This is a genomic window from Gluconobacter sp. Gdi (genome assembly GCF_014132155.1).
Classification (GTDB): Bacteria; Pseudomonadota; Alphaproteobacteria; order Acetobacterales; family Acetobacteraceae; genus Gluconobacter.
This window is the reverse complement of record NZ_BLJQ01000002.1, coordinates 350730-377594: the sequence shown is the minus strand read 5'-3', so window position 1 is coordinate 377594 and position 26865 is coordinate 350730. Positions and strand designations below refer to the sequence as shown.

The window sequence follows — 26865 nt, the reverse complement described above, 5'->3', positions numbered from 1 at the left end:
TCGCCTATTCGCCGGACTCATGCTGATAGCCGCGATACAAATCCATGAGCTGGACAAGAGTGAGCCGGACATCGTCAACCACACTCCCCCAATCTCCTGCCACAGGCTGACGGAAAATTCGCATATCCGGATACCAAGCGGTCTGAGTGCCTGCATCTCCCCAACGCCAGCAAGCGTCAGAGCGTGACAGCATCCAGACAGGTTTGCCCAGCCCACCCGCCAGATGAGCCATGGACGTATCCACCGTAATCAGAAGATCCACACCTGAGAGTCGGGCAGCGGTATCAGTAAAATCGAGAATATTCTCCGTCCCATCAACCAGCGGCAATCCGGTTTCAGCAACTTGATGACGGGCTGCTCCCATCTGGAAACTGACAAAGCGCACGCCTTCCACCGAAAACAAAGGCGCCAACGTGCTTAATGTTATGCTGCGGCGGCGATCCGTCTGTGTAGCGCGAAGATCATGGGGTCTCGGGTCTCCGCTCCAAACGAGCCCCACGATGAAATTCGGCGTCTGACGGGAGCTTTGAACCTGAAGGCGAAGCTTACTGCCCTGCGCTGCCATGTCGTCTTCTGACACAGACAGATAGGGAAACTGTCCAACAAACTCTGCCGTCAGTCCAAGCCTTACCGGAAGGCTCATCATCGGGCAGTGATAGTCAAAGTGATCGGTAGGATCGAGAACCGAGACTACTCGAGATACGCCAGCTACACGCTGAACAAGCCGCACCAGAGGGACGGGAACCTGCACCACAACTTCTGCACCCCGCTGGGCCAGTATCGGCATTAGGCGGATGAAATGCAGTGTGTCTCCATATCCCTGTTCGTGATGAACAAGAATGGTGCACCCCTTCAGGGATTCCCCTTCCCAGACTGGCGCGTCGATATCAGCCCTGACTGTTCTCGAAGAGAGCCAACGGCTTTCGTATTCCTGCCATCCTAGAAGAAAATCACCCGATTTCAGCAGAGCCGTCGCACGGCCAAAACGGATAACGGGATGATCAGGAGACCGTTGAAGCGCAGCATCGTAGAACTGCAAGGCTTCTGCAGAGCGGTTCAAACATTGGAGAATATGCCCGGCGTTATTGAGAGCATTTGCATCATCAGGCTGCATTTTCAAAGCAGACTGCGCGAAACCCAGCGCCGCTTCAAACTGTCCGTCGCGTGAGAGAACCATACTCAGGTCGGTAGCGTACTCAGGAATAGCCGGGTCCTGCTGCACGGCAGTTTCCAGAGCTTTAATAGACCCTCCCAGATCATCCTGATGGAGCAGGGCAATGCCCAGTCGATGCCAGACCCTTGCCGCATGAGGCCTCGCTTCGAGGGCCTTGCTATAGAACAGGGATGCCTTTTCCCAGCACTGAAGACGCTCATAAACGCCACCAAGAAGAAAAAGACTTTCGGGCCTTTCTGGCAGAAGCGTTTCTGCCTCTCGCAGAACGTCGATAGCACTCTCACGCTGCCCCACTTCTTCCAGACCGACTGCTACTCGCAAATATTCTGTGAAGGTACGACGTGTAAGCAGACAGGGGCTGGGGGAAAGTGTGGTCATTCCGACTCCTCGTCCTTTGTCTGTAAGAGGAAATTCTTAAGAATTCCTCAAACTCCATTCGTTTATCACATCGTTTCTGAGACCATATCTTTGATACGATTTAAATAAATTAATAATTTAAAAGAAATTCTCTTTTCAAATTGGACATTACAAGTCCGAAAATATTTCCAATATTTATAAAATCAGCTTCTCAGTGCATCTTATGGGCGTTTGAAAAAGAGGCTGTGATCAGAAATAAATCCGATTTCAGATCAATCATTGGGTGTCTTGGCTACGATGTTGCGCTAAGAGCGCTTTCTATTCTGTTTTAAAGGCCTCCCCGGGCTTTAACCCGCCTGGAATGGACTCCATGACCCATCCGACGACGAACCCGGCTTCACGCCCCGCCGCGCCATTTGCGGAATTTCTACTCTCACGCGCACCACGCTCCCCGCTCCGCAACGCTGTTTCCGCTGCTCACTACCGCCCCGAGGCGGAATGTGTAGACGCGCTGCTGCCGCGTGCTGACCTGACACCTGAGCAGGATCGTCAAGCTACCAGAATAGCCCACGGCCTTGCTGAGGCCGCACGAGACTCCTCGCCCGATATTGTGGGGAGCCTTTTGCAGGCATTCCCTCTGTCTTCACCTGAAGGGCAATCTGTTCTGGCTCTGGAAGAGGCACTCCTGCGCATTCCGGATTCTGCGACTCAGGATGCGCTGATCCGTTCTCTCGTGGGAGCTACCGACTGGGGGCGGCATATCAGTAAACGCCGTGTGTCGGTTGTGAACTCGATTGCGTTGAACCTGTCCCTTGCTGGGCGTTTCAACCAGAGCAAGGGGTTCAGCCTTCGTCGGCTAACCCTTCAGACATCTACTCCCATGGTTCGTCGCAGTCTGGAAAAAGCTATCCGTGCCGTAGGAAGCGGATTCATTCTGGGCTCTACACTGGCTCAGGCTCTGAGACTGTCCGCCCCTGCAGAAAAATATGGGCTGACATATGCATATGATCCGCAGGTCAACACCGCTCTGACGGCTCATCAAGCCCTTGATGCCCTTACCGTCTATGAAGACGCATTGGAAGATATCAGCCAACACGCGGGCATCACCGGCGACTTTCATGACCGCCCGATGCTGTATGTACGTCTGCCCGCATTGAGCGCGCGATTCAGCCGTTTCAGGCGCGAGCGGATCATGACGGAGCTGTTGCCGATCTTGCAAAGGCTTACCATCCGGGCACGGCAACTGGATGTCGGCATCCTGCTCTCCAGCGAAGACAGTACGCATCTTGAGCTGACGCTGGATCTGCTTGAGGCTCTCTGTGTGTTGCCTGAACTGGGGAACTGGAACGGGCTTGGCATGACCGTCCAGACCTATGATCGACGTGCTTCAACTGTCGTAGATTTTCTTATTGATCTAGGCCGACGCACCGGTCGCCGCGTTCTTGTCAGACTGGTCAAAGGCTCCTGCTGGAATTCGGAAATTCGACAAGCCCAGAAAACCGGACTGGCTGACTTCCCTGTTTTCACGCGCCGTTGCCACACGGATGTCAGTTATCTCGCCTGCGCCCGACAGCTTCTTGAATCGCTGGATGCCACCTACCCGCAGTTTGCCACCCATAACCCGCGGACTATTGGTCATATTCTGGCGCTCGCAGGGCAGGTTCGACCGGGAGATTTCGAGTTCGCATGCCTGCATGGGCTGGGGCTGGCCCTCGCGCAGCATCTCCGAAACCAACAGGGCATGAACCTGCCCTGCCGGGTACATGCTCCCATTGGGGAAGTCGCGGCACTCATGCCCAGTTTCGTCAGACAGCTACTGGAAAATGGAGCTGCCTCACTCGTTGTCAGCCGCGACGAAGATCCGGCCATTACGATCGAAGCGTTAACGGCTGACCCCGTCGAGGCAACACGCGCCATTCTGAGAACCGAGCGCCCTAATCGTGCGGTTCGTGCACCTTCAGATATTTTCCAGCCTGGGCGACGCAACGCGGCAGGTCTCGATCTTTTCAATGAGCTGACGCTTCGGGCCCTCCATGAAACCCTCGATGGAGATGCGCCCTTCCTCCACGCCCGCGCTCTGACGCCGGGTGTCACCCGTCAGCACGACCGCTCCCGTCTCCTCTACAACCCCGCAGACCGACATGACCCGATCGGAGACGTTGTCGAGACTGATGGAAAGACACTGCTGTCTGCACTGGAGACAGCGGAACATGCGCTTGCCAGTTGGGCAGGCAGCAGCCCTGAAGTGCGGATTGCCTGCTTGGTGAAAGCTGCTGATCTGATTGAAGCCCACCGGATTGAGCTCATGGCGCTTCTGGTACGGGAAGCTGGAAAGACTCTTCCGGCTGCTCAGGATGAAGTCCGTGAGGCCGTCAGTATTCTTCGCCATGATGCGGAACGCCTGCAAGGGCGGGATTATCATTTGCAAGCCTCACCGCTCGGCCTTGTTGCGTGTATCAGTCCCTGGAGCAGCCCGCTGGCGGCGTTCGTGCAACAGATTTCCGTCTCTCTTGCAGCGGGAAACGTTGTTTTGGCCAAGCCAGCCGAGCAAACCCCGTTTATTGCAAGCCGCACCGTTCAGCTTCTGCATGAAGCTGGGATTCCACGTGAAGTTCTGCACCTTTTGCCAGGCGATGGATCGGTGGGAGAGCGTCTGGTAGCCGATCACCGGGTCGATGCCGTGATGTTCACCGGCTCAACGCCCGTTGGCAAAGCCGTTTCACGCCAGATCTTTGACCGGCAGGGGCGCACGGGCACACCTGTTCCTCTTGTGGCGCGCACGGGCGGACAAAATGCAATGCTGGTCGATAGCTCCGCGCATGCAGAACAGGTCGTGCAGGATATTCTGAGTTCTGCTTTTGACAGTGCGGGGCAACGCTGTTCGTCTCTTCGTATCCTATTGATTCAAGAAGACTGTGCAGACCATGTTCTTGAGCTTCTGAAGGGCGCGATTCAGGATCTGGCTATTGGGAATCCGGCACGCCTTTCAACGGATATCGGGCCAATTATCTCTCCGGAAGCTCGAACGGAAGCGATGGATCATGTTGAAATGATGCGTCGGGCTGGCCGAACGGTCTGGTCCCCCGAACTGGGTGAAAACTGTCGATACGGCCATTTCCTTCCGCCGACGTTGATTGAAATCGGCCGTGTTGCCGATATTCCGCATGAAGTGTTCGGGCCGGTCCTGCATGTGCGTCGCTTCAACCGCAACGAAATGGAGGGCGTGATCGACGCTGTAAATTCCATGGGGTACGGCTTGACTTTTGGCGTTCATTCGCGTGTCGCCATGACAGTGGATCGCACGACTAACCGCATTCAGGCGGGGAACATCTACGTCAATCGGGCCATAACAGGAGCAGTTATTGGCTCACAGCCTTTTGGTGGATCCGGACTTTCCGGTTGTGGCCCCAAGGCAGGTGGTCCTTTTGCCCTCCGCCGCATGAGTGCCCGCACATCCCCATGGTTTGCGCCTAAAGATGCAAATCCGGGTAGTATCCCGCGCCATGCGCAAAGTTTGGTGACGTTTCTTGAGAGCCGGGATGCCGTCTCAGCCCGCCAGATCCGGCAGGATATTGCGCATGCCATGACGGGCTTCTCAATGACACTGCCCGGCCCCGCTGGAGAGACCAACACACTGACACTCAAGCCCTGTGGTCCGGTACTCTGCGCAGGCGAAAGCTGGCCTGCCATTCTCAGGGCTGTCGGTATGGCTCTGGGAACCGGCAACCCTGCTCTGGTTCTTGGCCCAGATCACGCACTGGACTGGATGCAGCGCCTTTCCCCCGGACTCGCTGACCGTATCCAGCGCGTTGACCCCGGAGCTTTGCCGGAATGCGCCGTCATGATTATGGAAAGACACTCACCCCGTGCGCTGCAAGCTGCCTCAACCCTAACAGCACGCGAAGGGCGCATTGTGCCCATTCATGTGTTGGATTGTCTGCGCCCCGAATGGCTTCTGGAAGAGCACGTCGTGACCGTTAATACGGCTGCATTCTGCGGCGATCTGACCACGATGGCTCTGTCCTGAAAGCATTCAGTGATGGAGACTGGCCGTGACGTCCATTGTGATTTTCTGCGTCTCGGAGCGGCCATCTTCAGCGGGGTCCAAGGAATAGACCTGATGGACAATCGCATCATCAAGGTCAGTCATGGAAAAATTCCCCTGCTGCGGCTGCTTTTTCTGCACAAAGCTACCTAGAACGCTCTCTGTAGTGTCGTAATCCTTAAGCGCCGGATTTGTGAGAGCGATCATAGACACATACTCGTAGAGGGATGGCCATGACACGCCGTCCATTCTCGAAAGGTCTACTGTCACCGCCATATACTTGATCGTTTCGACCGTCCGTGATCCCAGGAAAGACGTCGTTAACGGCTCTTGCACATAGGTTGGGCCCATGAGTGTTGGAATGACATGCATCGGCGTGTGGTCGCTATCCTCAATCCCCACATCCGCAAACCAGCGAACCGGATAATTGTCCCGCAGGGCTTTTGTCACGCGTGGCGATGGGAGGCGGATGTTGTCAGCAAAGACGGGCGACGTATCGACACCCTGCATGAGATAAGGATCACGATCCAGAATATGGGAGATGAGATCGTCTTCATGGACAGTAGCGAGAATGAAAAGACGGGGTATCCTGCAATGTGCCTGCAGGCGAACACCATATTTCGCAAAACGCTCTTCCAGATGCCCCTGAAACTGCTCTTCCACCCCGGCTGGAAAACCAATGAACTGTGAACAGACCGTTTGATCCCAACGAGCAATCTGACGACCACTGGCAGGCTGGACGATTTCTTCCACGGCATGCCGGGTCTGATCGGCAGAGTAACCCTGCACGACCAGTTTCTCCTGAGCGTGAAGAGAAGGCGCTAAGGCAAGCAATGCGGCAACAAGAGGCATCCAGACTTTCATGAAACAGCCCTTCACAACGCTTCATGTCAAAATATGTCTGAACTTTGCTATTTGCACAACCATTTCGAACGAAAAATGAAGGTTACCTTATTGGCTGGCCTTGCGAACCAGCCGTTGGAGTACGGGCCGCACCTTCAAAAACTGCCCATACAGGGCCTCCAGGCCTTTAAGCACCAGCGGATAACGGGCGACTTCGCCCAAAGGCCGGAGAACCGGAATGGCACGCCACATGGCCGCAAAAGCAGCCGCGCCGTCATAGAGCTGCTCGCCCTCGCGTGCGTGAAACCGGGCGAGCAAGGCTGCACGGTCCAACGGGCAATCCGTAATTTCTCCGGAGGCATCAATGAAGTCGATGTTTCCACGCCGGTCCAGCCGACGCATCAAGGCGATTTCACGTTGGCATAAAGGACAGTTTCCGTCATGCCAGACCGTCAAACGTGACATGTCAGGGAGCCAGTTCGGCTTCAACACTTACTGTAACGCGAAGAGTTTGTTCCTGCGGGGTGCCTTGCGGCGGTGTGAACGAATCGCTAGCCGCACGAGCCGCCATCAACATGACCGGACGTGGCCCTGGCTCCATGGAGGACACACGGATCTGCTTCAACCGGACCACATGCAAGCCGAGCGTTTTGGCACTTTCTTCAGCTTCCTGGCGAACTTTCTGAAGCGCCTGAGTGCGGGCCTGACGCAGGAGCGTTTCCCGTGTTTCGGAGTCCAAAGACCAGTCCAGCCCATCCATCATCAGGCCATGACTTTGCAACTTGCCTGACAGATCAAGAAGCGACACAGCATCCTTACCGCTCAAACTCAGATCCTGACGAGCGGTCCAGCGCGTTGGGCCGTGTTCTGGCGTCTGGTCCGACAGGGAATAACTGCCAGCCTGAGCTTCAATCCCTGAGAGCCCGGATGCCGTTTTCATAGCTTCCGCCATATGGGCATTTAGGGTTTTCTGAGCCTCAATTGCAGAGGCACTCTCCGCCCGCCCGAAAAGACGTACCGTCAGAAGCGTTGGCGCTGCATGGGCTTCACCCGTGACGGTAAAATCAAGCTCTGTTCCAGTTGTCTGGGGTTCCGCTGCCCGTGCCTGACAGAAAATCGCCAGAGACAGGACAGCTAGCGGCGTGGCCAGACGGAAAAGACGCTTCATGAATGCTCCTCACTATGTTCCAGAAGCACCAACGCACGACGCAGCCTTGCGATCCCTGCGCGCAAATGGTGATGCTTGCAGAGTGTATCGCCCTCTGTGCGCAGGCGGCGCGCATCATCCATGGCTCCTACAGGAATGCCATGTGGCGTCGCCAGAAGATGGTCCACATTTTGTGTAAGCTGCGTGCAGTATTCCGTACTGTCAGAGGTCACGGAAATGACGCCCTCTTCTTTCCCGCTAACAGGTCGGGCAGGCGCATTCTGCGATGGCGTATGCCCAACGGGGGCAGCCGCGAGGCTTCCCACCAGACCCAGAAGACAGACAGACATTGGAGGCAGAAGGCGCATTCGGCCTTCTTTACACGGTCTCACCTAAGCCACGTGTGAGGGAGGAATGAAACTTCCGTCATGCGGAGAGGGTCTTTGTATTCTGAATGGCGGGCAGAAGCAGCGTTACCCGTAGCCCCGGCTTTCCAGCAGCAAGCTCCATAGTTCCACCGTGCAATTGAACGACAGCCTGCACCAACGAAAGGCCAAGCCCTGCGCCTGGGGTGTTTCGCGCTGTTTCGGCTCGGAAAAACCGCTCTGACGCACGGGCCATATCCTGTTCACTCATGCCAGGGCCCTGATCCGAAACACTGACGGCAACACGCCCTTTCTGCATAACGGCAGAGAGGGTGATCGTCGTATTTTCCGGCGCGAACTTGATGGCATTATCGAGAAGATTGGCAACAGCCTGCTGGAGAAGATGCGGGTCTCCATTGACCGGCGCCAATGTCCCGATCCGGAAATCGAGTTTCAGGCCAGCATCTTCCATGGATGCTTCATAAAGCTCGCTCAGACCTTCCAGCAAAGGCGGAATGTCCAGCACTGTAAACGCCGCCCGCTGCGCCCCCGCTTCAAGTTGGGCGATACGCAGAAGAGCTTCGAAAATGGACGTGACATGGTCCAGATCCAGAACAGCACGATCAATCGCGGCACGGAGCTCGTCTTCAGACGTGGCAGTCAGGCTCGCATCTTCCAACCGCGCTCGCGCTCGCGCAATGGGCGTTCTCAGGTCATGGGCAATGGCATTCGAGACCTGCCGCACGCCATCCATCAAACGGTTGATACGTTCGAGCATGGTGTTGACTGTCTGAGCGACAAGATCGGTTTCATTGCCGGTCAGCGGTATGCGACGACTGAGGTCTCCCTGCGCTACAGCAGACGTCGTGCGGGCAATGGAGCGCACGACCTGTCGAAAAATCCGCCGAATGGCGAGCGTCCCACCCGCCGCCAGCAGCGACACCATAACCCAGGCCCAGATAAGCGTATCGGTCAGAACGTGCCGGACGACCTGCCGGCCCCGAACATCCCGCCCAACAATCAGGCGAAAGCCTTCCGACAGCGGAAAGGCGTGCATCTTGGCTTGAGTGCGAAAACCATCCCGGCGGATGGAGAGTTCATAAAACTCATCCATCTGGGTGATGACCACAGGCCAGCCCGGTAGATTTCCAGCATATTTGCGACCATCAGGCCCGACGAGCAAATAAAGCTCGTCATCTTCGACGTTCTGATCCAGTCGGTCCTGAATGGCGAGCGCCAGAGCCGCCGGGCCACCATGAACCCAGCGTTGTGCCAGATCGTGGGCATCCACCTGCACGGCAGCTTCGACCTGACGGTCAAGCTGGCCAGTGGTGTTCCACCAGATGAACGACAGGAACACACCCGCAGAAATGATGAACACCAACCCGTAGGCCAGCGCGAAATTCAGCCCTGCAGACCGGATCGGCCAGCGCAAACGCTTCCCGAGACGGCGAAAACCGCGCCAGATTTTCACGGGTCAGTCCGCGCGCAGGATGTATCCGGCGTTGCGGATCGTATGGATAAGGGGCGTTGCAAACGGCTTGTCCACTTTCTGGCGCAGGCGTGAAACATGCACGTCAATCACGTTGGTCTGTGGGTCAAAATGATAATCCCACACGCGCTCCAGCAGCATGGTCCGCGTGACGACCTGCCCCGCATGACGAATCAGAAATTCCAGCAGACGAAATTCGCGGGGCTGAAGATCAATCTTCTCGTTCCCGCGCTTCACAGTCCGGGAAAGCAGATCCATCTCCAGATCGCCCACAGTCAAACGTGTCTGAGGAGCAGATTCAGGCCGACCACGGCGGCCGAGCGCCTCAATCCGGGCCAGAAGCTCTGAGAAGGCAAATGGCTTGGTCATGTAGTCATCGCCACCGGCCTTCAGGCCAGCCACTCGTTCATCAACATCTGCCAGAGCGGACAGCAGCAGAACCGGCGTCGCATTCTGCTGTCCACGCAGCGTTTCCAGAATACGCAGGCCGTCAATCCCGCCGGGCAGCATGCGGTCCAGGATCACAACGTCATAATTTTCACTGACAGCCAGAAACAGACCATCCTTGCCGTTATCCGCCTCATCCACGACGTGCCCGGCTTCACGCAATCCCTTGAGCACAAAGGCGCGGACTGTGGAATCGTCCTCAACGAGCAGGATACGCATTGATTTTACTCTCTTCCTTCCGGGCGACTGGGCGCCGTATCAGGGTCTCAGAATACCGGCTTGTGTCCACGGGTCAAAGTGGAGGCTCGATCAGTTATCCGCGTTCTTGGGGCGTGGTCCGATATGAACGGGAAGCGTCAGGTCCGTGCCGCCACGCCTTACGCCAAAGTTCAGAACCATGCCCGGTCTGGCCGCAGCGATGCTTCGCAACAGCATACGGGCGCTAATGACGGGCGCTCCATCTACCTGCCGCACGATGTCGCCACGGCGCAGGCCGCTTTTCTGGGCCGGTCCACCGTTATCGACACCCGCAATACCGACGTCCGTGTCCCCGTCATCAAGGGTAATACCGAGCCAGCCGTGCTCGACATGCCCGGTTGCTTCGATTTCAGCCACGATCGGGGCGACGATTTCAGATGGAATACCAAAGCCAATACCTACGGAGCCCCCGGCAGGCGTCACGATGGCAGCATTCACCGCCACGACCTGTCCCCGCATATTGAAGGCCGGACCGCCAGAATTTCCTGGATTGATGGGGGCGTCGAGCTGAATGAAATCGTCCAGAGAGCCGATCCCCAGGTCACGCCCGACGGCGGAAACAATGCCCGCCGTCACAGACGAGCCAAACCCGAACGGATTCCCTGCCACCAGAATCCAGTCTCCGATATCCGTCTGACGGCTGTCGCCCCAGGTGACGTGCGGCAACGGCTCAGGACTATCGACCTTGATAACGGCAATATCCGTCAGCGGATCAGCTCCCAGAAGACGGGCCGGCATTTCATGACCGTTGGAAAGGGAGACGACTACCTTGTCCGCTCCACCGACAACGTGCCGGTTGGTCACAATGATTCCAGTCGCATCCACAATGAAGCCCGAGCCCGCCCCAACCATTTCGTCCTGCTGGCGCTTCATGCGGTCATGATAACGCTTCTCCAGCGGGGTTCCCTTGATTTGCGGTGGAACGTGATCATGCCCGTCCGGGCTGCTCTGGGTAATGGCAATGTTCACAACGGCCGGAATGACCTGACGCACAAGCGGCGCAAAACTCAGAGGACCGTATTTAACCAACAAGGGAGGGAGTGCCGGTGCCGCGGCCGGAACCGGAGGCTGCGTCGGAATCCCGTGTGCGTCCGTGCTTTCTCCTGCCAGAGGGCTATCCGGACTAATAGACGAAAGCGGTTTAACGGCCTGCTGTTGAATGGTCGTTGTAGCGGGCTGAGATGTGGGAGCGTGTTGCTCTCCTTGGCTGTGCAGACGCAATGCCAGCATCAGGCCTACTGTCACGACAGTCGCTGTTCCGGCCCCGATTGCAGCGGCCTGAAAAGAGCGATTCATGGGAAACAGGTCACGAACATCGTCATGTTTCAGCTGCTAACACAAAACCGTCAAAGCTCCTAAAAGAAGCCGCAGACAGGGATTTCCTGCCAGGCCGGAGGGAGATGTAAAAACCTAATAATGAGCATTTTGGAAATCATATCATTCCATCATTTCTATTTTTTAGAATATCTACTTTTCATATTTTCAAGGCAGTTCTTCTGCTTCGAAAGATTTTCCCGATGCTCACCAATCTTCTGCCTCGCGATGCCCTTCTCCTCACAGGTCGCGTATTGCTCGCCGGTCTCTTCCTCGTGATGGGATGGGGCAAACTCGCGGACTTCCCCGCGGCAGTGTCCTACATGATTCAGACCGGTGCGCCTGTTCCCACCCTGTCAGCCATCCTCGCTATCGTCGTGGAGCTCGGGGCAGGACTGGCTTTGCTTGGCGGCATTTTAGTGGAACCCATTGCGATTGTTCTTGCCCTCTACACCATCGTGACAGGGCTGATCGGCCATCATTTCTGGACGATGTCCGGAATGCTCCGCTACGACATGATGATCCATTTCTATAAGAACATCAGCATTGCAGGGGGCCTACTCGCTCTTGCCGCCGCTGGCGCAGGACGCTTCGCAATCAGGCTCCGCTAAAAGCTTGCCGCAGACAGGTCATTCCTTGATGGTAACGGTAACTTCGTTTTCTCAAGGAATAACCTGTCATGCGCATGTCCCGTCGCTCCCTGCTCGCTCAGTCCGCCGGGTTTGCATCCTTGTCTCTGCTCCCGAATATGACCCGCGCTGCACCTGCGCAACGAAAAGTCATTTTCGATACAGATCCTGGCATCGATGACGCAATGGCGCTTCTTTTGCTGCATGGCACGCCAAACATCGAGCTGATGGGCATTACGACTGCGGCCGGTAATGGATTGATCGACACCACAACACGCAATGCGCTCTATCTGGCCGAACGCTTCCGGATCGATGTCCCGGTTTCAAAAGGCCAGGGCGCGTCTCTGGATGGTGTGACATCGTCCCCTCCTGTCACCATTCATGGACGAAACGCTCTGGGAGATATTCCTCTCTCGGCAGTCCACAAAAAACTCGATCCTCGCCCTGCTCATGATCTCATCATTGATCTGGTGCGCGCCAACCCACACGAGATCACTCTCGTCGCGACAGGACACATGACAAACCTCGCTCTTGCTCTGCGCAAGGCGCCAGACATTGCCAGTCTGGTGAAGGATGTCGTGCTGATGGGCGGCGCATTCGGGCATCACGATGCACGGGGAAATGTGACACCCGCGGCGGAAGCCAATTTCCATGGCGATCCACGAGCTGCCGATGAGATCTGTGCCGCGCGTTGGCCGGTAACAATCGTAGGGCTCGATGTCACGACACAAACTCTTATGACAGACGCCTACTTCGAAAACCTGCGCCAGCATGGAGGCCCGTCAGGACGTTTCCTGTGGGATATCACGCGGGTCTACATGACGTTTCATCGAGGGCTTGGTCTGGACGGCATTTATGTCAACGATGCCTCTGCTGCAGCATACGTGATTGCGCCGGAATTGTTCAAAACCCAGAAAGGTGCCGTTCGCGTCTCGACGGAAGGCGTTACCCTGGGTGAATCTGTTCAAAAAGCAGACGGTCGGGTTTATCCACCCGGAGACTGGGACAATCGCCCATCTGTTCAGATCTGCACGGAGGTGGACGCCGAGGGCGTGCGTTCCCTGTTCCGTAAGGCAGTTTTCCAGATGGCCTGATGGAACCTAGCGTTTGGGACGTGGCTTTGGCGGTTCAGCCGTTGCCGGATCTTCAGGCCAGTCATGCCTTGGGTAGCGCCCTCGCATGTCCTTGCGCATATCTGACCAGCTCCCTTTCCAGAAACCGGCAAGATCAGCAGTAATGGCCTGTGGGCGGCCAGCCGGTGAGAGCAATGCACACTGAAGCGGCACGGCGCCATCAGCGAGCAACGGTGTTCCGGCCGTGCCATAGAATGCCTGTGCTCGTGCAGACACTGTTGGCACGGCCCCTGTATAATCAATGTCGTGGGTGCTGGCTTTGAGCGTCAGACGAGGCGGCAGCTTTCGATCCAGTGCGGAAAGGTCGCTGTAGTCCATACGGGCCCGAAGAATGGACAGAAGATCGAGAGCTTTCACCTGAGTCAGACGATCGCAGCCTGCGAGATATGGCTCCAGCCATGCCAGATCATCAGCAAGAGCAGCCATCGACAGGTCCGGCAGATGAGGCGCGTAGGTCGCGCGTGCATGCGCCACACGGGCTTGGAACTGAAAGGCTGCGTCAGACCAGTTCAGAGTGCGGGCAAGATCAGCCGCGATTTGCTGCAGAAGAAGTGCCTGCGCCTCCTCAGGCGTTACTTCTGTATTGCGATCACGCAGGATCAACGCGCCCAGACGCAGCCTGCGTCGCGCGATAATCCGACCTGAAGCCCCATCCAGACTGGTTTCAACCTGCTCCGTTGTCCGATCCAGAAGCGTCTGGGGCAAATGTTCAGCATCCAGAGGCGCCGCAAGCGTGATTTCCGTCGACGTTCGCGTGTGAAAAGCTGCGGCAGCCAAAAGCTTCTCCCGTGCAAGACCGTCATTGGCCTGCACACGGGCACTCCCGCCGCCTGCAAGCCGAAATCGTCCAATTTCTCCCGCAGCCTGCGCCACACGATCAGGAAAACCGGCGGCCAGAAGTGGCCCTGCATGAGACGGCATCGGGCTTAGTGGAAGGTCTTTGCCACCCATGCGACGCAGAAAGCGCTTCGCCGCCTGACGCATATGGAACAGGCTGGCCCTGTCCGCTCGTGGATCATCCCGCTCAAACAAAGCCAGACGTGTGCGAATGTCCGCTCCCGCAGATGCCCCGGAAGGCATATTCGGTCTGGGGCGCAAAGGATCACGCTCTTCCAGAAGAGCGGCCAGGCAGGCAGCCGTCACACGCTCGGGGATGGTTTTCGCCGCACAGAGCATGGCCGCAAGACGCGGGTGTGTTCCAAGCCCCACCATGCGTTTTCCAAGAGCCGTAATCTGACCGGCTTCATTCAGGGCACCCAACTCACGCAACAACTCACGCCCACCTGCAAGCACTCCGGCAGGAGGCGCATCAAGGAGTGGCAACATGTCGGGCGCTGTTCCCATGACGTCCTGCCAGGCTGCCGTCACAAGAGCGAAGTCCGTTAAATCCGCAACAAGGATTTCGGGCACATCCTGTGGCCGCAGAGAGCGTTGTGTAGCCTCGGACCACAGACGGATCGCGATACCAGGAGACTGACGCCCCGCACGCCCCGCGCGCTGAGTGGCCGTCGCACGCGAAATCTTCAGTGTTTCCAGCCGGGATAACCCTGTGTTGGAATCCAGACGCGGTACCCGGCGCAGACCACCATCGACAACAATCCGAACCCCGGAAACCGTCACGGAAGTTTCGGCAATCGACGTTGCCAGCACAACACGCCGTCTGTCGGATGGCGCAATCGCGCGGTCCTGATCTTCTGTCGTCTGTTCTCCATGAAGAAGAAAAACAGGCACAGCATCTCCAAGCAGAGCCTGTGTTCGGCGAATTTCCCCAACGCCGGGAAGGAACGCAAGAATATCGCCCTCTTCCTCTGTAAAAGCCTGCCGGATAGCGCGTACGCAGGCTTCTGGCAGGTCACGCGGGTGCATTACATCCCGGGTGTGGCGTATATCAATGGGATATTGTCGGCCTTCACTCTCGATCAGGGCGGCATTCATAAGATCTGTAAACGCACGCCCATCCGGCGTTGCGGACATGGCCAAAAGGCGGAGGTCCGGCCTGAGTTCACGCTGGAGGTCCAGACAGAACGCTAGAGCCGCATCCAGATCCAGCGAGCGCTCATGCCCCTCATCAAACAGGACAGCGCCAACCCCATCCAACGTTGGGTCTGCCAAAAGGCGCCGTACAAGCAACCCTTCCGTCACAACTTCAATACGCGTTCGGCCTGAGACTGCACTGTCGGTGCGCGTACGAAAGCCTACAGTTTCACCCGGTCGCTCTCCCAGCGTGGAGGCCATCCGTGCCGCGGCCCCTCGCACAGCAACACGGCGAGGTTCGACCAGAATGATTTTCTGCCCCGCAAGCCATGCCGCCTCAAGCAGTGCCAGCGGCGTCAAGGTTGTCTTACCGGCACCGGGAGGAGCAACGAGAACAGCATTCGGCTGCCGCTCTAATGTTTTCAGAAGATCAGGAAGAACAGCCGCAACCGGAAGATTCGGAGAAAGGAAATCGCTCAGGACAAAACTCCGGAATTAGGAGCTCGACGTGGAACAGCAACACTGAGCGTAATTGGAGACAGATGTCTCAAAACCCGACTCTCTTCAATGGGTGCTCAGATGTGCAAGCGTCCACGTCCAGCTTCCGTCACCACCATCTTATTTCAGAGCAAACCCAAGCCGGTTGAGCACAGCTTTCATGACATGGCGGCCGCTCAACCCATGGTAGCTATCCACACGACTTGCCACGGTTTCAGACCATGCTCGCGGTGCAAGGCCCTGCTCCTGCTGATAGGCATCGGCAACGCGGTCATAAGCTGCGACACCTTCGGCTTCATTTGCGGAAGTGTAGCGTTCACGGTGCACCACGACATCCTGCCCCAGACGCGGCTTGTAACCGTTCTGAGCCGACGGATCAGGACGTCCCACACAGAGACCAACAACTGCAACGGTTTTGGGCGGCAGGTTGAGCAGCTTGGCAACGTCTTCCGGATGATTCCGCAGACCACCGATGTAAACAGTCCCAAGCCCCATGGACTCGAACGCCGTCACAGCATTCTGGGCAGCAATACCGACATCCAGCGTGCTCATGAGGAAGATTTCCTCATAATCCAGCGCTTCACTACCCTTGCCTGCCCGTTCCGCAATCCGTTCCAGACGCGCCAGATCGACGATCCAGGCCAGAAACAACGGTGCAACTTCGATATGCTTCTGATTACCGCAGAGTTCGGCAAGCTTTGCCCGCGTCTCCGGATTTTCGACCGCAACAACGGACCATACCTGCAGATTACTGGACGTTGCCGCAGAAGAGGATGCCGCAATTCCAGCTTCCAGCGTTCCGGGAGGCAGCGCATCCGGGAGATAGGCCCGGACAGAATGGTGTTTCAGAAGAGTCTGGAGAACCGGATTGTCCGGCAGGTCTTTTGGGGCGTCAGTGCGATAGCGGGTCTGCCACAGGGAAGAAATGCCGGACATGGTGGTTCCTCAGTCTTCGTAAGTGATGAGTGCGTTCAGCGGGACATCCAATTTGTCACGTCCCTTGAGACCTGCAAGCTCGATCAACACACTCGCACCCACAACTTCTGCACCAACCTTGCGCAGGAGGTCGATGGAGGCAGCGAGCGTGCCACCGGTGGCCAACAGATCATCAAGAACGACAACGCGTTGACCCGGCTTGATGGCATCAGCCTGAATATGGAGTTCGTCCTCGCCATATTCGAGACCGTACTTCAGGGAGATTGTCTCACCCGGCAGCTTGCCCGGCTTACGCAGCATGGTGAAGCCGCAGCCGAGGCGCTGTGCCAGAGGCGCTGCTGTCAGGAAGCCACGGCTTTCGATGCCAGCCAGCAGGTCCGGCTGCCAGGCAGAAATGATACGTGCCAGACGGCCCGTTGCAACCTGCCAGGCTTCGGCAGAGCGGATCAGCGTGGAAATATCGTAAAACAGGATACCCGGCTTCGGAAAATCGGGAACCTCACGGATGTAGTCCTTGAGGTTGAGCGGCTGGGGTTCCTGAAACGACATGACGGCACTGCTTTCTTCTGGGCGTGGCAAACAGCGGGCCATGTAGGGGACTCTTCCCCTACAACTCAAGCCCGGATTGCGTTCCGGGCCTGATCGATAGCTTCAAGCAGCGCATTCCTGCGAAATGGCTTGGGCAGAACAGCGACACTTTCGCCCATCAGTTGCCCCTCCTCGAAGTCTCCTGACATGAGAACCACGGCAAGGCTGGCATTCTGTTCCCGCAGTTTCCGGGCCAGCAGCAGACCATTGAGCACACCTGGAAGATTGTAGTCGGTCACCAGCAGGTCTGCGGACCCGTCCCATGCCAAGGCACTTTCAGCATCCTCAACCAGATGAACGTCCCATCCTTCCCGCGTCAGAACCGTCTTTACCACGAGGGCCACGGCCACATCGTCTTCAACAAGAAGTACCTGCATCACTCTCAACTCCTTCAGGGCGCTGATGATGGCAGTCTGGGCCTCAGCAGAGCAAACACGGTTGCCGCGCAGAAGGCGAACACCAGAAAGCCCGCAAATGGAATGGCCGTCCCGGGGGACATCAGACCGAACAGCGCACTTGCTACCGCTCCGAACAGGTACTGCATTGTTCCTGCCAGAGCAGAAGCCGAGCCTGCACGTTCGGACTGTTCGGACAGAATGCCAACCATTGAATTGGGTCCAATGATGCCTGTTGGCGCCATTGTGATGACAAGCGAGATGATAAGCGGCCAGAGAAAGAAGGATCGAAGCTGTCCGCCCGATGTCAGATCAACAGCGGAAATGACGGCCAGCGCCAGGAAGAGGATACTGCCTGTCAGGCTGATTCCCAGCGCACTGAAAAGCATGTGCGTCGTACTGACCTTCCCCACCACAAGCCCATTAATGGCAGAGGCCCCGATCATGCAGACGGCGAACAGACCAAACAGCATTCCGTAATGGAACGGAGACATGCCGAAGCGCTCTTCGAACAGCGTGGGAGCGCCTGTCAGATAGGTGAAGGTTACGAAGCCCAGAAAGCTCCAGACGAGGCCATTCGTGATGAAGCTGCGGGTCCGCAGAATATAGATATAGCGTTCGATGATGGAGAGAGGCCGCATGTCCCGGCGCTCCTGCGTGGGGAGCGTCTCCGGGAATACGGTCAGGAGCATCAGGGTACAGAGCCCGCCGTACACGGCCGTGGCCCAGAAAATGACCCGCCAGTCCACAAACTTCAGCGCAAAGCCACCCAGCATGGGCGCGAGAATCGGGACAACACCTTGCACAACGATCAGGCGCGACATGAGGCGGGATGCTTCATCACCCTCCGTGAGATCCCGAAGACATGCATTGGGAATCACCAGTCCAGCCGAGGCCATCAGAGCTGAAAAAACCCGGCAGATGCACATGATGGTCATGGTCGGGGCCAGTGCGCAGCCGATCTCGCCGATTGTGTATCCGATCATGCCAATCAGAAGCGGCAGCCGTCGGCCGAACCTGTCTGAAACCGGGCCAATCGTGATCTGACCAATGGCCAGTCCGATAACCCAGGCAGCCATGGTGATACTGCCTGAACCGGGAGCAGAATGAAGCTGGCGTTCCATTTCAGGGAGGGCCGGGAGATAGATATCTGTGGAGACAGGTCCGACTGCCGTGAAGATACCCAGCATAAGCGGCAACCATCCCGGAATGGTGTCTCCACGCCGGAACGCCATGCTCTGTTCTGTCATTCGTTTCTGCCTGTGAAAAAGCAATGTTCAGAAGATGAGAAAGGACCCGTCCCTCACGAACGGATCAAACCAGTGAATCGTTCAGAACGAGATGTTCGAACGGTTATTCATCTGCCTGACGCAGGAGCAATGCTCCCAGAACGCCAGAAACCACAAACAGGCCACCCGCGAGACCAAGCTGGATCATATGACCAATACGTGTGCCAGCCCCTACCAGAACAAACACCAGGTTCTGAGGCAAACCGCCAAGGCAGGTTGCCAACGCAAAGGCTGGAAGCGGAAGTTCAAATAATCCGGCTGCCATGGAGACCAGCAGAGCAGACCCAACAGGCATGAGCCGCAAGGTCAGAACAGCACGGAAGGGTTTGCGATGAAGGATTCTTGCCAGCGCTGCATAATTCCTTTGCAGGCGGTCATGCAACCTTTGTCGAAATTTTACCGGTGCAAGCACTCTGGCCCAGCCATAAGCCGCCATCGCACCGAGCATATACGCCAGAGAACACAGGCCCAGACCGCCCCAGACTCCGAACGCCAGCCCCGCGGCAATGCACAACGCCTGTCGCGGCAGACCGCAGGCACAATACGGAATGGCCAGTAGCAGGAACCAGATGGCTGCATAGGGAGTCTCGTGCCAATGCGGCGCGTTTTCCAGCAGACGATGAATGAAAGGCAACCGCTGCAACAGCGCCACACACAACAGCATCGCACCAATCGTCAAAGCAGCACGCCAGGGCACCAGCTGACGAAATGTGCGCCGCAGTTCGGGGTCAGGAGGGGAAGAGATCGGGCTACCCATCTCCGCCGGATACCAGCGGAAACGGCACGCGGCTATGGCACGCGCAGATTTTGAAAAAGAAACACTTGCAGATATATCTTAAGATACTATATCGTACGACATATCGAATGAAGGAAAACAGAATGTTCAAACATGATACCGAACGTGCTGAGCGCGGTTTCTCAAAGTTCTCCCGGGGTTTTGGCTTCGGGGGACACAAGCATCGCAAGGGCGGTCGAAGCCGCAGCGACGCATTAAACAGCGAAGGAGAAAAAATGCAGGATCGTCCGGACTTCCGCGAAGGCGGATTTCCTCCAGAGCGTGGCGAACACGCAGGGCGCCGATTTGGTGGCCGGGGTGGCGAAGGTCGTGGCGGACGCGGCTTTGGTGGTCGGGGACCACGCGGGGGCGGCCGGTTCGGTGGCGGCGGCTTTGGTGACGACACTTTCGGACGTGGTCGCAAACTGACAGCTGAGGAACTTCAGATTGTCATTGAAGCCCTTCTCCATGATCAGCCTGCGCATGGTTACGAACTGATCCGCCGCCTCGAAGAGCACTCCGGTGGCTTTTACAAGCCGAGCCCTGGCGTCATTTACCCTTCCCTCACCTATCTTGAAGAGGCTGGCCTGACCGCCGTCACACAGGAAGGCAACCGTAAGCTTTACAGTCTCACGGATGAGGGACGCACCCATTATGAAGCGAACCGGGAGACGGCGAATCGTATTCTCGAGGTCCTCGCCCGGATTGGTGCCCGGATGTCGGAAGTTCGGGATGCCTTCAGTGGAGTGAATGATCTTGATCCCAGCCTGGGTCAGGACCTGCATGAGGCACGTCTGGCTCTGAAGCTGGCACTGAAATCCCGTCGCGGAGCAAATGCGGAGGAACTGCGCCGGGTGGTGCAGATCCTGCGGCAGGCTGCAGCCGACATCAGCGGTGAAACACCAGAAGACAAGCCATCCGCCGACTGAAGATCACGCCTCTTCGTCTGAGCGAATGTATGGAGTAAAGGGTGGTCATGATTGTTCAGGACCACCCCTACTTCTGCAACATGCCCGAAGACATGCAGTACTATCGGCCTGAAGTCTTTCCAGCCGGCTTCATTGAAAAAACAATGATCTTTGCGCTTCCTGACCGGCTTAAGAAATTCCGGCGCAATCTGTGGCACGTCCGGCGCAATCCTGGGGAAGATGCAGTTTATATGCCGCTGTTCCGGGTGGACTGTATTTTAAAGTCAGAGCCTCGCCCTGCAGGGTTGCAGGGGCCTTTGGATATTTATCCATTCTATACCCGCACGACAAAGACCCGCAGCCGTGAGCTGGACTACTATGTCCTGTTCATTTTTCGCGAAAAACTGTCATTCATGCGATGTCAGGAACTCATCGGGAAAGGTTAAGCACTGCCCCACTTGATGTAGATCGTCAGGAGGCCCAATGATGACACGCTTTTCAGACCATTAATGCGGATAAGATCGATGTCCAAATCCCTGTACGCCACGATGAAAGCCCTGCCGGGCTGCCGTGAGAAGGTCCGTGACCTTCTGATCGCGCTAGCTGCCGATGTGCGCGCTGAGCCCGGTTGTGAGCGCTTCGTTGTGCACACACTGGCAGAAGACCCTGATTTTTTCTATGTGGAGGAAAGCTACCGTGATGAAGCCGCTTTCAGAACGCATATTTCCAACGAGCACGGCCGCGTCTTCAACAAGGCCATAGAAACACTGGTTGAAGACGGCGGCTCGAAAGTTGTGTTTCTCGATACGGTAATCTGAACGGACGTCAGATCAGGCCCTTTGCGCGAATCAGCGCAAAGGCAGCCAGAGACACCATGCATTTAAGTTCGCCACGGGCGATCAGGTCTTCAAATTCGCCCAGCGTCATGTCTTGCGTCGTGATGTCCTGCTCGGTGTCTTCCAGCTCGCTTTCACCGCGCGTGAGGTTACGTGCCAGGAAGACGTGGCCTTTCTGGTTCGAATATCCGGCCCCCTGATACATCGTTCCCACATGAATCATCTCGCCCGCGCGCAGGCCCGTTTCCTCGCGGAGTTCACCAAGAGCAAGCTCGACAGGATCGACGTTCTCTTTGGTCTCCCACATTCCCATTGGCAGTTCGAGCAGGCGCTCCCCAACTGGGTACCGAAACTGGTGGATCAGGGTCACGCGGCCATCAGCATGCATGGGCAGGATCACCACAAACTCTCCACGCTCGACAATGCCATAAAGGCCCTTCTTGCCGTTGGGATGAATGATGATGTCCTCTCGCAGGGCCGTCCACGGATTGCTGTAAGCCAGACGGCTTGAGACTGTCTGGAAACCAGCGGCGCGACGGGCGTCTTCGATGCTCATGGACTGATCCGATCTTGTTTCGTTCCTGTTGATCGGCGACACTGTACAGATGGAGTCCCGCCGGATCGTGCATATCGACATGGACGCTTTTTATGCGTCTGTCGAACAGCGAGATAACCCGTCCTTACGTGGCCGCCCCCTCGCGGTTGGACGGGGCGAGGCCCGTGGCGTTGTTGCCGCTGCCAGTTATGAAGCGCGTCCTTTTGGTGTGCGCTCTGCAATGCCGTCCCTGAAAGCCAAGCGCCTCTGTCCGGATCTTGTATTCGTACCGGCCAGGTTTGACGTCTATCGCGCTGTTTCCATGCAGATCCACGAGATCTTTGCCCGATATACGCCCCTCATCCAGCCTCTTTCACTTGATGAGGCCTATCTGGATATCACGGATTATCTGGGCGCCTATGGTTCGGCCACGTTGGTTGCGGAACGCATTCGTGCAGACATCCGCAAAGAAACCGGCCTTACAGCTTCCGCTGGGGTCTCTTACAACCGGTTTCTGGCCAAACTGGCGTCCGATTACCGCAAACCTGATGGGCTTTTTGTCATCACGCCACGAATGGGACCAGATTTTGTGCTAAGTTTGTCCGTAGACCAGTTTCATGGAATTGGCCCGGCAACTGCCCGAAAAATGAATGCTCTGGGCATCGAAACCGGTGCGGACCTTCGAAAAATGGATCTGCTCACGCTCACGCGCCACTTTGGAAAGGCCGCTTCCTTCTATCATGGCATTTCCCGCGGGATTGATGACCGCCCCGTCGTGGTTAATCGCGAGCGCAAGTCTTTGGGAACGGAACAGACCTATCTGACAGACCTGCGAGATGAAGCCGCCGCACGCAATGCTCTTGGAATGATAGCCACCAAACTCTGGCTACAGGCCCAGCGCAAACAGATCACAGGCCGAACCATAACTCTCAAGGTCAAATATGCAGATTTCCGCCAAATTACGCGAGCCCGCAGTCTGCCTGTCTCCGTTGGGTCCGAGGCACTTCTAGCCGAAGTTGGGCAGTCTCTCCTGACGCCGCTTTTTCCTTTAGTGCCCGGCGTGCGTCTTCTCGGCCTCACGTTATCGGCTCTCGCGGCGCCATCGCTGGAGATACCGGACGAGAGTTCACAGATGCAGCTTGCTTTCGATCAGCCAGAAACGACGCTCCCCGAAAATCGACAGGTTTTTCGCTCACTTTCTCTCTTTTGAGCGTTGTTAGGACACAAAAGAGGCATATCGCGCCTCTTGGTTGTCTTCACAGGAGATGAAATTCCATGGTTCCGTTCCGCCTGCCAGCCCTTTTCTCAACCGGTGCAATTGCCACCATTGCCGCCCTCTCCCTTGGAGGCTGCACGTCTGGTGTATCGGCTGCACAGAACCCGGAAACGCAAGCTGCCGCGACATCCGCTGCAACGGCCGCAGCCCAGAGCACGGCTTCACAGCTAACCAGTGGCCTGACGGGTGCCCTCGGCCTGCCAAATCTTTCGTCCACATCCACCAGTAATCTTGCTGGTGTTCTGAACTATTGTGTGACGAACAACCTGGCCACGGGCACGAATGCCACAGGTCTTCTCTCCACAGCCACACAGGCAGCAGGCGTGACCAACAGCCCCGCATACAGTGCTGGCCAGCAGGGCATTCTTCAGGCCGTCAGCAACCAGACGAACACGTCCCAGCAATACTCCCTGTCCTCACTGGCAGAGCCGTTGCGCCAGAAAGTGTGCTCAGCGGTTTCAAGCCGCCTGCAGAACATGCTTTAAGGCCACCTTCTCTCGGGATGTTCATTCCCGAGAGATCACATACTGTTGTTTTTTGGACCTGAGGGGTCCATTGACCGTGACGGATCGTTCAAACTGTCCTATGCCTGACAGGACGTAACCAGTTAGTTACTTACAAAGACGGGAGACTGAAGACATGACTGCGGAAGAAACGCCGGTGAGTTCACCGACGAAGCGGGTTCTTACCGTCGTTCTGTTCAATCTTCTGGTTTACATCGTTATTGGACTTCCCAATGCCGTCCTGACGATCTTCGTGCACCATACGCTGGGCTATAGCACGACGATCGCTGGTCTGGCCTTCTCACTGCAATATCTTGCGACATTCGCAGCGCGCCCTTCTGCCGGGCGCCTAGTCGATAGTATTGGTCCCAAACCGGTTGTTTTAGGCGGACTGGTGACATGCCTCATCTCAGGTCTGCTGATGATCGGTGCGGGTTGGTCAGGCGAGACACCAGCCGTTTCCCTTGGAATTTTGCTCTTAAGTCGTCTGTTTCTAGGCTGGGCAGAAAGCTGGGCCGCCACGGGCGTCATTGTCTGGAATATCCGCCGGGCCGGAGCTGAAAACACAGCTATTGCCATTTCGTGGAACGGTATCTGTTCTTATGGAGGCATTGCTCTTGGTGCACCGATTGGCGCCAAGCTCTCACAGCTTCCTCATCCTTATGGCGGCATTGTCTCGGTCGGCATCCTGTCTGCCCTTCTCCCGCTTTTTGGCCTTGCCCTGATCGGCTTTTACAAAGGGATCAAGCCTCTCCCGGCCACGGAAAAGCCTGTTCCGTTTGCACGCGCGCTTCGGGTGGTTCTGCCGCATGGCATGGCACTGGCGGCTGGCTCCATCGGATTCGGTGCCATCTCGTCCTTTCTGGCGTTGTATTATGCCGTTCTGCACTGGGAAGGCGCTGCAACAGCGCTGTCCGTCTTCGGTATCGTATTCGTTGTTATCCGGTTCTTTTTCGCCTCACAGATTGCCCGGCGTGGTGGCGTCTTCGTGGCGATCGTCTCTCTGCTCATCGAAGCTGTCGGGCTGGCCTGTCTGGCGATTTTCCCGTCCCAGGGGGCCGCTCTTATCGGTGCGGCGTTGACTGGCGCAGGTTTCTCCCTCCTGTTCCCTGCCCTCGGCGTGCTGGCCGTCAACAGTGCTGGCCCACACAACCGTGGGGCCGCTTTGGGCGCCTATTCGATCTTCATTGATCTGGCGATTGCATGTTCGGGTCTTGTGCTCGGGCAGGTCATCGAGTTTGCTGGCTACAAGACCATGTTCGGCACGACTGCGGTGTGCTGTCTGGTCGGTGTGCTCATCAGCCGTTCGCTCGGGCGGAAGCCTGCCGTCTAAGCGTTCTGCCCGATTCCTTACAGGACCTGCTTCCTATGACCATCCGTTCCTGCGCTGTCTTCTGCGGCTCCCGCTTCGGCAACTCCCCTGTGTATGCAGAAGGTGCATCCGAACTTGGAACGGCTCTGGCCCAGAATGGAATTACGCTTGTTTATGGCGGCGGCCATGTGGGCTTGATGGGAACCGTTGCGGACGCCGCTCTAACCGCAGGGGGGCAGGTTATCGGCGTTATTCCCGGGTTCTTGCATGACCGCGAAGTCATGCATAAAGGCGTGACAGAGCTGGAGGTGACGCCCAACATGCATAGCCGCAAAGCTCGCATGTTCGAGCTTTCAGATGCGTATGCCATCATCCCGGGCGGATTCGGCACCTTTGATGAACTTATGGAAATTCTGACCTGGAAGCAGCTCGGCCTGCATCAGGACCCGATTTACATCGTCAATATTGGTGGCTGGGCAAAATCCCTTGTCCGCACCCTGACCGATGCCGTTGAGCAGGGCTTTGCCTCCCCCAACACACTTAAGCTGTTCACCGTTGTAGAAGACGTTCCCGCGCTGATGAACCATCTGCGCGAAAACGTTCCTGCCTGAAAATCAGGCTGTCAGCGTCTTTTCAAAGGCGCTGACAATCTTTTCGATCATGGCCTGATCGTCCGCATCGAAGCGGTTCTTCACAGGGCTATCAATATCCAGAACTCCGATCAGGTTTCCATCATGCAGGATGGGAACCACGATTTCGGAAGCCGAGGCAGCATCACAGGCAATATGCCCTGGAAATGCATGCACATCCGGGACAACAAGCGTGGTTTTCTGATGGGCAACAGTTCCACAGACACCTTTCCCAAGCGGAATGCGCGTACAGGCCAGACGCCCCTGAAACGGGCCAAGGACCAGCTGATCATCCTTGAAAAGATAGAATCCGGCCCAGTTAATGTCTGGCAAGGCCTCGAACAGCAGGGCCGCGATATTGGCCATGTTCGCAATCTGATCCGTTTCAGACGCGACAACCGACTCAACGGTTTCCACCAGATCTTCCACGGTCAGACGATGGATAGGCGCACTCATGTCGGATGATCCTGAGTTAAAATGAGATGAAACAGGACCATAAAGCCGTTGCGTGTCTCCGTCACGATGGCCACTCTGTCCTTTTCACCATTACCGGACCAGATCATGGCTAGACGTCTTTATGGAATTCCTCTGTCCGGCCATGTGCATCGCGTCCGGCTTTTCCTGTCGATCCTGAAGCTGGATTACAGCTTTGTAGAAGCCTCCATGCAGTCCCCTGCGGTGCTGAAGCTCAATCCGCTGGGGCAAATCCCGATCCTGGAAGATGGTGATATCGTCCTGACGGACAGCAATGCCATCCTGGTCTATCTCGCGAAAACCTATGCATCCGACAGTTCATGGCTGCCAGAGGATGCACTCGGCGCGGCTCGGGTTCAGAAGTGGTTTTCCATTGCAGCGGGTGAATTGCGCTATGGGCCAGCCATGGCGCGTGCCGCGACACTCTGGAAACGCCCGGAAGATATTGCCCCGGCTCAAGCCAAAGCTGCGAAGCTGCTTCCCTTCATGAATGATGAGCTGAAACAGCGGCTGTTTCTTGCAGGTGAAACACCGACACTCGCCGATCTGGCCTGTTACGCCTACATCAAGCGCGCACCTGAAGGAGGCGTTTCCCTGGAGCCCTATTCCGCCATTCAGCAATGGCTGGAGCGTATAGAAGCATTGCCGGACTTTATTGCCATGGCGGAAGCATCTGATTTCAGGTTATGAATATTTTCGTTTTCCTAATCAATCCTCTCATTGATGCGAGGAA

Annotated in this window: 27 protein-coding genes; 11 read left to right on the top strand and 16 right to left on the bottom strand. The window is 56.7% G+C overall.

Annotation, left to right across the window (positions count from 1 at the left end; all coding sequences use genetic code 11):
- Nucleotides 1–4: 4 nt before the first annotated feature.
- Complete coding sequence (locus JN414_RS05605; protein WP_202207055.1) at nucleotides 5–1552, bottom strand: tetratricopeptide repeat protein; 1548 nt, start codon at nucleotides 1550–1552, stop codon at nucleotides 5–7.
- Between the two features lie 349 nt (nucleotides 1553–1901).
- Here JN414_RS05605 and putA point away from each other — a divergent pair, with 349 nt between their 5' ends.
- Nucleotides 1902–5558 (top strand): bifunctional proline dehydrogenase/L-glutamate gamma-semialdehyde dehydrogenase PutA, encoded by a 3657-nt coding sequence (gene putA / locus JN414_RS05600; protein WP_202207054.1) that lies wholly within the window; start codon nucleotides 1902–1904, stop codon nucleotides 5556–5558.
- A 6-nt stretch (nucleotides 5559–5564) separates the two neighbouring features.
- On the opposite strand, the gene JN414_RS05595 is transcribed toward putA, so the two are convergent.
- The 7 genes from JN414_RS05595 to JN414_RS05565 form a co-directional block, all read right to left on the bottom strand.
- The gene (locus tag JN414_RS05595) at nucleotides 5565–6440 is read right to left on the bottom strand and encodes a hypothetical protein (RefSeq protein WP_202207053.1); all 876 of its coding nucleotides are present in this window, start codon (nucleotides 6438–6440) and stop codon (nucleotides 5565–5567) included.
- Between the two features lie 87 nt (nucleotides 6441–6527).
- On the bottom strand, nucleotides 6528–6884 hold the full coding sequence (locus JN414_RS05590; protein WP_202207052.1) for a thiol-disulfide oxidoreductase DCC family protein: 357 nt from the start codon (nucleotides 6882–6884) through the stop codon (nucleotides 6528–6530).
- Between the two features lies 1 nt (nucleotide 6885).
- Nucleotides 6886–7587 carry an SIMPL domain-containing protein gene (locus JN414_RS05585; protein ID WP_202207051.1) on the bottom strand — a complete coding sequence of 234 codons (702 nt, stop codon included), beginning with the start codon at nucleotides 7585–7587 and terminating at the stop codon, nucleotides 6886–6888.
- Nucleotides 7584–7934 (bottom strand): hypothetical protein, encoded by a 351-nt coding sequence (locus JN414_RS05580; RefSeq protein ID WP_202207050.1) that lies wholly within the window; start codon nucleotides 7932–7934, stop codon nucleotides 7584–7586. Before JN414_RS05580 ends, JN414_RS05585 begins: the two co-directional genes overlap by 4 nt.
- A gap of 58 nt (nucleotides 7935–7992) precedes the next feature.
- Nucleotides 7993–9405 carry a HAMP domain-containing sensor histidine kinase gene (locus tag JN414_RS05575; protein WP_202207049.1) on the bottom strand — a complete coding sequence of 471 codons (1413 nt, stop codon included), beginning with the start codon at nucleotides 9403–9405 and terminating at the stop codon, nucleotides 7993–7995.
- Between the two features lie 3 nt (nucleotides 9406–9408).
- Complete coding sequence (locus JN414_RS05570; RefSeq protein WP_046900612.1) at nucleotides 9409–10089, bottom strand: response regulator transcription factor; 681 nt, start codon at nucleotides 10087–10089, stop codon at nucleotides 9409–9411.
- 90 nt (nucleotides 10090–10179) lie between these two features.
- A complete protein-coding gene (locus JN414_RS05565) occupies nucleotides 10180–11424 on the bottom strand; it encodes a S1C family serine protease (RefSeq protein WP_202207048.1) in 1245 nt (414 codons plus the stop codon).
- A gap of 221 nt (nucleotides 11425–11645) precedes the next feature.
- On the opposite strand from JN414_RS05565, the gene JN414_RS05560 reads away from it, so the two are divergent.
- Together JN414_RS05560 and JN414_RS05555 are read left to right on the top strand one after the other, a co-directional pair.
- Complete coding sequence (locus JN414_RS05560) at nucleotides 11646–12053, top strand: DoxX family protein (protein WP_202207047.1); 408 nt, start codon at nucleotides 11646–11648, stop codon at nucleotides 12051–12053.
- A gap of 68 nt (nucleotides 12054–12121) precedes the next feature.
- Complete coding sequence (locus JN414_RS05555; RefSeq protein ID WP_202207046.1) at nucleotides 12122–13165, top strand: nucleoside hydrolase; 1044 nt, start codon at nucleotides 12122–12124, stop codon at nucleotides 13163–13165.
- 6 nt (nucleotides 13166–13171) lie between these two features.
- On the opposite strand, the gene hrpB is transcribed toward JN414_RS05555, so the two are convergent.
- From hrpB to JN414_RS05525, 6 genes are all read right to left on the bottom strand, one after another.
- Nucleotides 13172–15658 carry an ATP-dependent helicase HrpB gene (hrpB, locus tag JN414_RS05550; RefSeq protein ID WP_202207261.1) on the bottom strand — a complete coding sequence of 829 codons (2487 nt, stop codon included), beginning with the start codon at nucleotides 15656–15658 and terminating at the stop codon, nucleotides 13172–13174.
- A 138-nt stretch (nucleotides 15659–15796) separates the two neighbouring features.
- The gene (locus tag JN414_RS05545; RefSeq protein WP_202207045.1) at nucleotides 15797–16612 is read right to left on the bottom strand and encodes an NADPH-dependent oxidoreductase; all 816 of its coding nucleotides are present in this window, start codon (nucleotides 16610–16612) and stop codon (nucleotides 15797–15799) included.
- A 9-nt stretch (nucleotides 16613–16621) separates the two neighbouring features.
- Complete coding sequence (locus tag JN414_RS05540) at nucleotides 16622–17161, bottom strand: adenine phosphoribosyltransferase (protein ID WP_202207260.1); 540 nt, start codon at nucleotides 17159–17161, stop codon at nucleotides 16622–16624.
- 65 nt (nucleotides 17162–17226) lie between these two features.
- Nucleotides 17227–17577, bottom strand: a complete 351-nt coding sequence (locus JN414_RS05535; protein WP_064275635.1) for a response regulator — start codon at nucleotides 17575–17577, stop codon at nucleotides 17227–17229.
- 14 nt (nucleotides 17578–17591) lie between these two features.
- Nucleotides 17592–18845: a multidrug effflux MFS transporter gene (locus tag JN414_RS05530; RefSeq protein ID WP_086633529.1), complete on the bottom strand. Its 1254-nt coding sequence runs from the start codon at nucleotides 18843–18845 to the stop codon at nucleotides 17592–17594.
- Between the two features lie 103 nt (nucleotides 18846–18948).
- On the bottom strand, nucleotides 18949–19641 hold the full coding sequence (locus JN414_RS05525; protein ID WP_202207044.1) for a TVP38/TMEM64 family protein: 693 nt from the start codon (nucleotides 19639–19641) through the stop codon (nucleotides 18949–18951).
- Between the two features lie 122 nt (nucleotides 19642–19763).
- On the opposite strand from JN414_RS05525, the gene JN414_RS05520 reads away from it, so the two are divergent.
- From JN414_RS05520 to JN414_RS05510, 3 genes are all read left to right on the top strand, one after another.
- Nucleotides 19764–20588 (top strand): PadR family transcriptional regulator, encoded by an 825-nt coding sequence (locus JN414_RS05520; protein ID WP_202207043.1) that lies wholly within the window; start codon nucleotides 19764–19766, stop codon nucleotides 20586–20588.
- Nucleotides 20589–20635: 47 nt separating this feature from the next.
- Nucleotides 20636–21013 carry a hypothetical protein gene (locus tag JN414_RS05515; RefSeq protein WP_202207042.1) on the top strand — a complete coding sequence of 126 codons (378 nt, stop codon included), beginning with the start codon at nucleotides 20636–20638 and terminating at the stop codon, nucleotides 21011–21013.
- A 78-nt stretch (nucleotides 21014–21091) separates the two neighbouring features.
- Entirely contained in the window at nucleotides 21092–21385 is a 294-nt protein-coding gene (locus JN414_RS05510; protein ID WP_202207041.1) for a putative quinol monooxygenase, read from the top strand.
- A gap of 7 nt (nucleotides 21386–21392) precedes the next feature.
- On the opposite strand, the gene JN414_RS05505 is transcribed toward JN414_RS05510, so the two are convergent.
- The gene (locus JN414_RS05505) at nucleotides 21393–21959 is read right to left on the bottom strand and encodes an NUDIX hydrolase (protein ID WP_202207040.1); all 567 of its coding nucleotides are present in this window, start codon (nucleotides 21957–21959) and stop codon (nucleotides 21393–21395) included.
- A 49-nt stretch (nucleotides 21960–22008) separates the two neighbouring features.
- On the opposite strand from JN414_RS05505, the gene dinB reads away from it, so the two are divergent.
- From dinB to JN414_RS05485, 4 genes are all read left to right on the top strand, one after another.
- Nucleotides 22009–23148, top strand: coding sequence for a DNA polymerase IV (gene dinB / locus JN414_RS05500; RefSeq protein ID WP_202207039.1), 1140 nt, complete (start codon nucleotides 22009–22011; stop codon nucleotides 23146–23148).
- Between the two features lie 65 nt (nucleotides 23149–23213).
- On the top strand, nucleotides 23214–23699 hold the full coding sequence (locus tag JN414_RS05495; protein WP_202207038.1) for a DUF2501 domain-containing protein: 486 nt from the start codon (nucleotides 23214–23216) through the stop codon (nucleotides 23697–23699).
- 154 nt (nucleotides 23700–23853) lie between these two features.
- Nucleotides 23854–25050: an MFS transporter gene (locus tag JN414_RS05490; protein ID WP_202207037.1), complete on the top strand. Its 1197-nt coding sequence runs from the start codon at nucleotides 23854–23856 to the stop codon at nucleotides 25048–25050.
- 35 nt (nucleotides 25051–25085) lie between these two features.
- Nucleotides 25086–25640, top strand: coding sequence for a TIGR00730 family Rossman fold protein (locus JN414_RS05485; RefSeq protein ID WP_086633532.1), 555 nt, complete (start codon nucleotides 25086–25088; stop codon nucleotides 25638–25640).
- Between the two features lie 3 nt (nucleotides 25641–25643).
- Here JN414_RS05485 and JN414_RS05480 read toward each other — a convergent pair whose 3' ends face one another.
- Complete coding sequence (locus tag JN414_RS05480; RefSeq protein ID WP_202207036.1) at nucleotides 25644–26114, bottom strand: GAF domain-containing protein; 471 nt, start codon at nucleotides 26112–26114, stop codon at nucleotides 25644–25646.
- A gap of 105 nt (nucleotides 26115–26219) precedes the next feature.
- On the opposite strand from JN414_RS05480, the gene JN414_RS05475 reads away from it, so the two are divergent.
- A complete protein-coding gene (locus JN414_RS05475) occupies nucleotides 26220–26822 on the top strand; it encodes a glutathione S-transferase family protein (RefSeq protein ID WP_202207035.1) in 603 nt (200 codons plus the stop codon).
- Nucleotides 26823–26865: the final 43 nt, after the last annotated feature.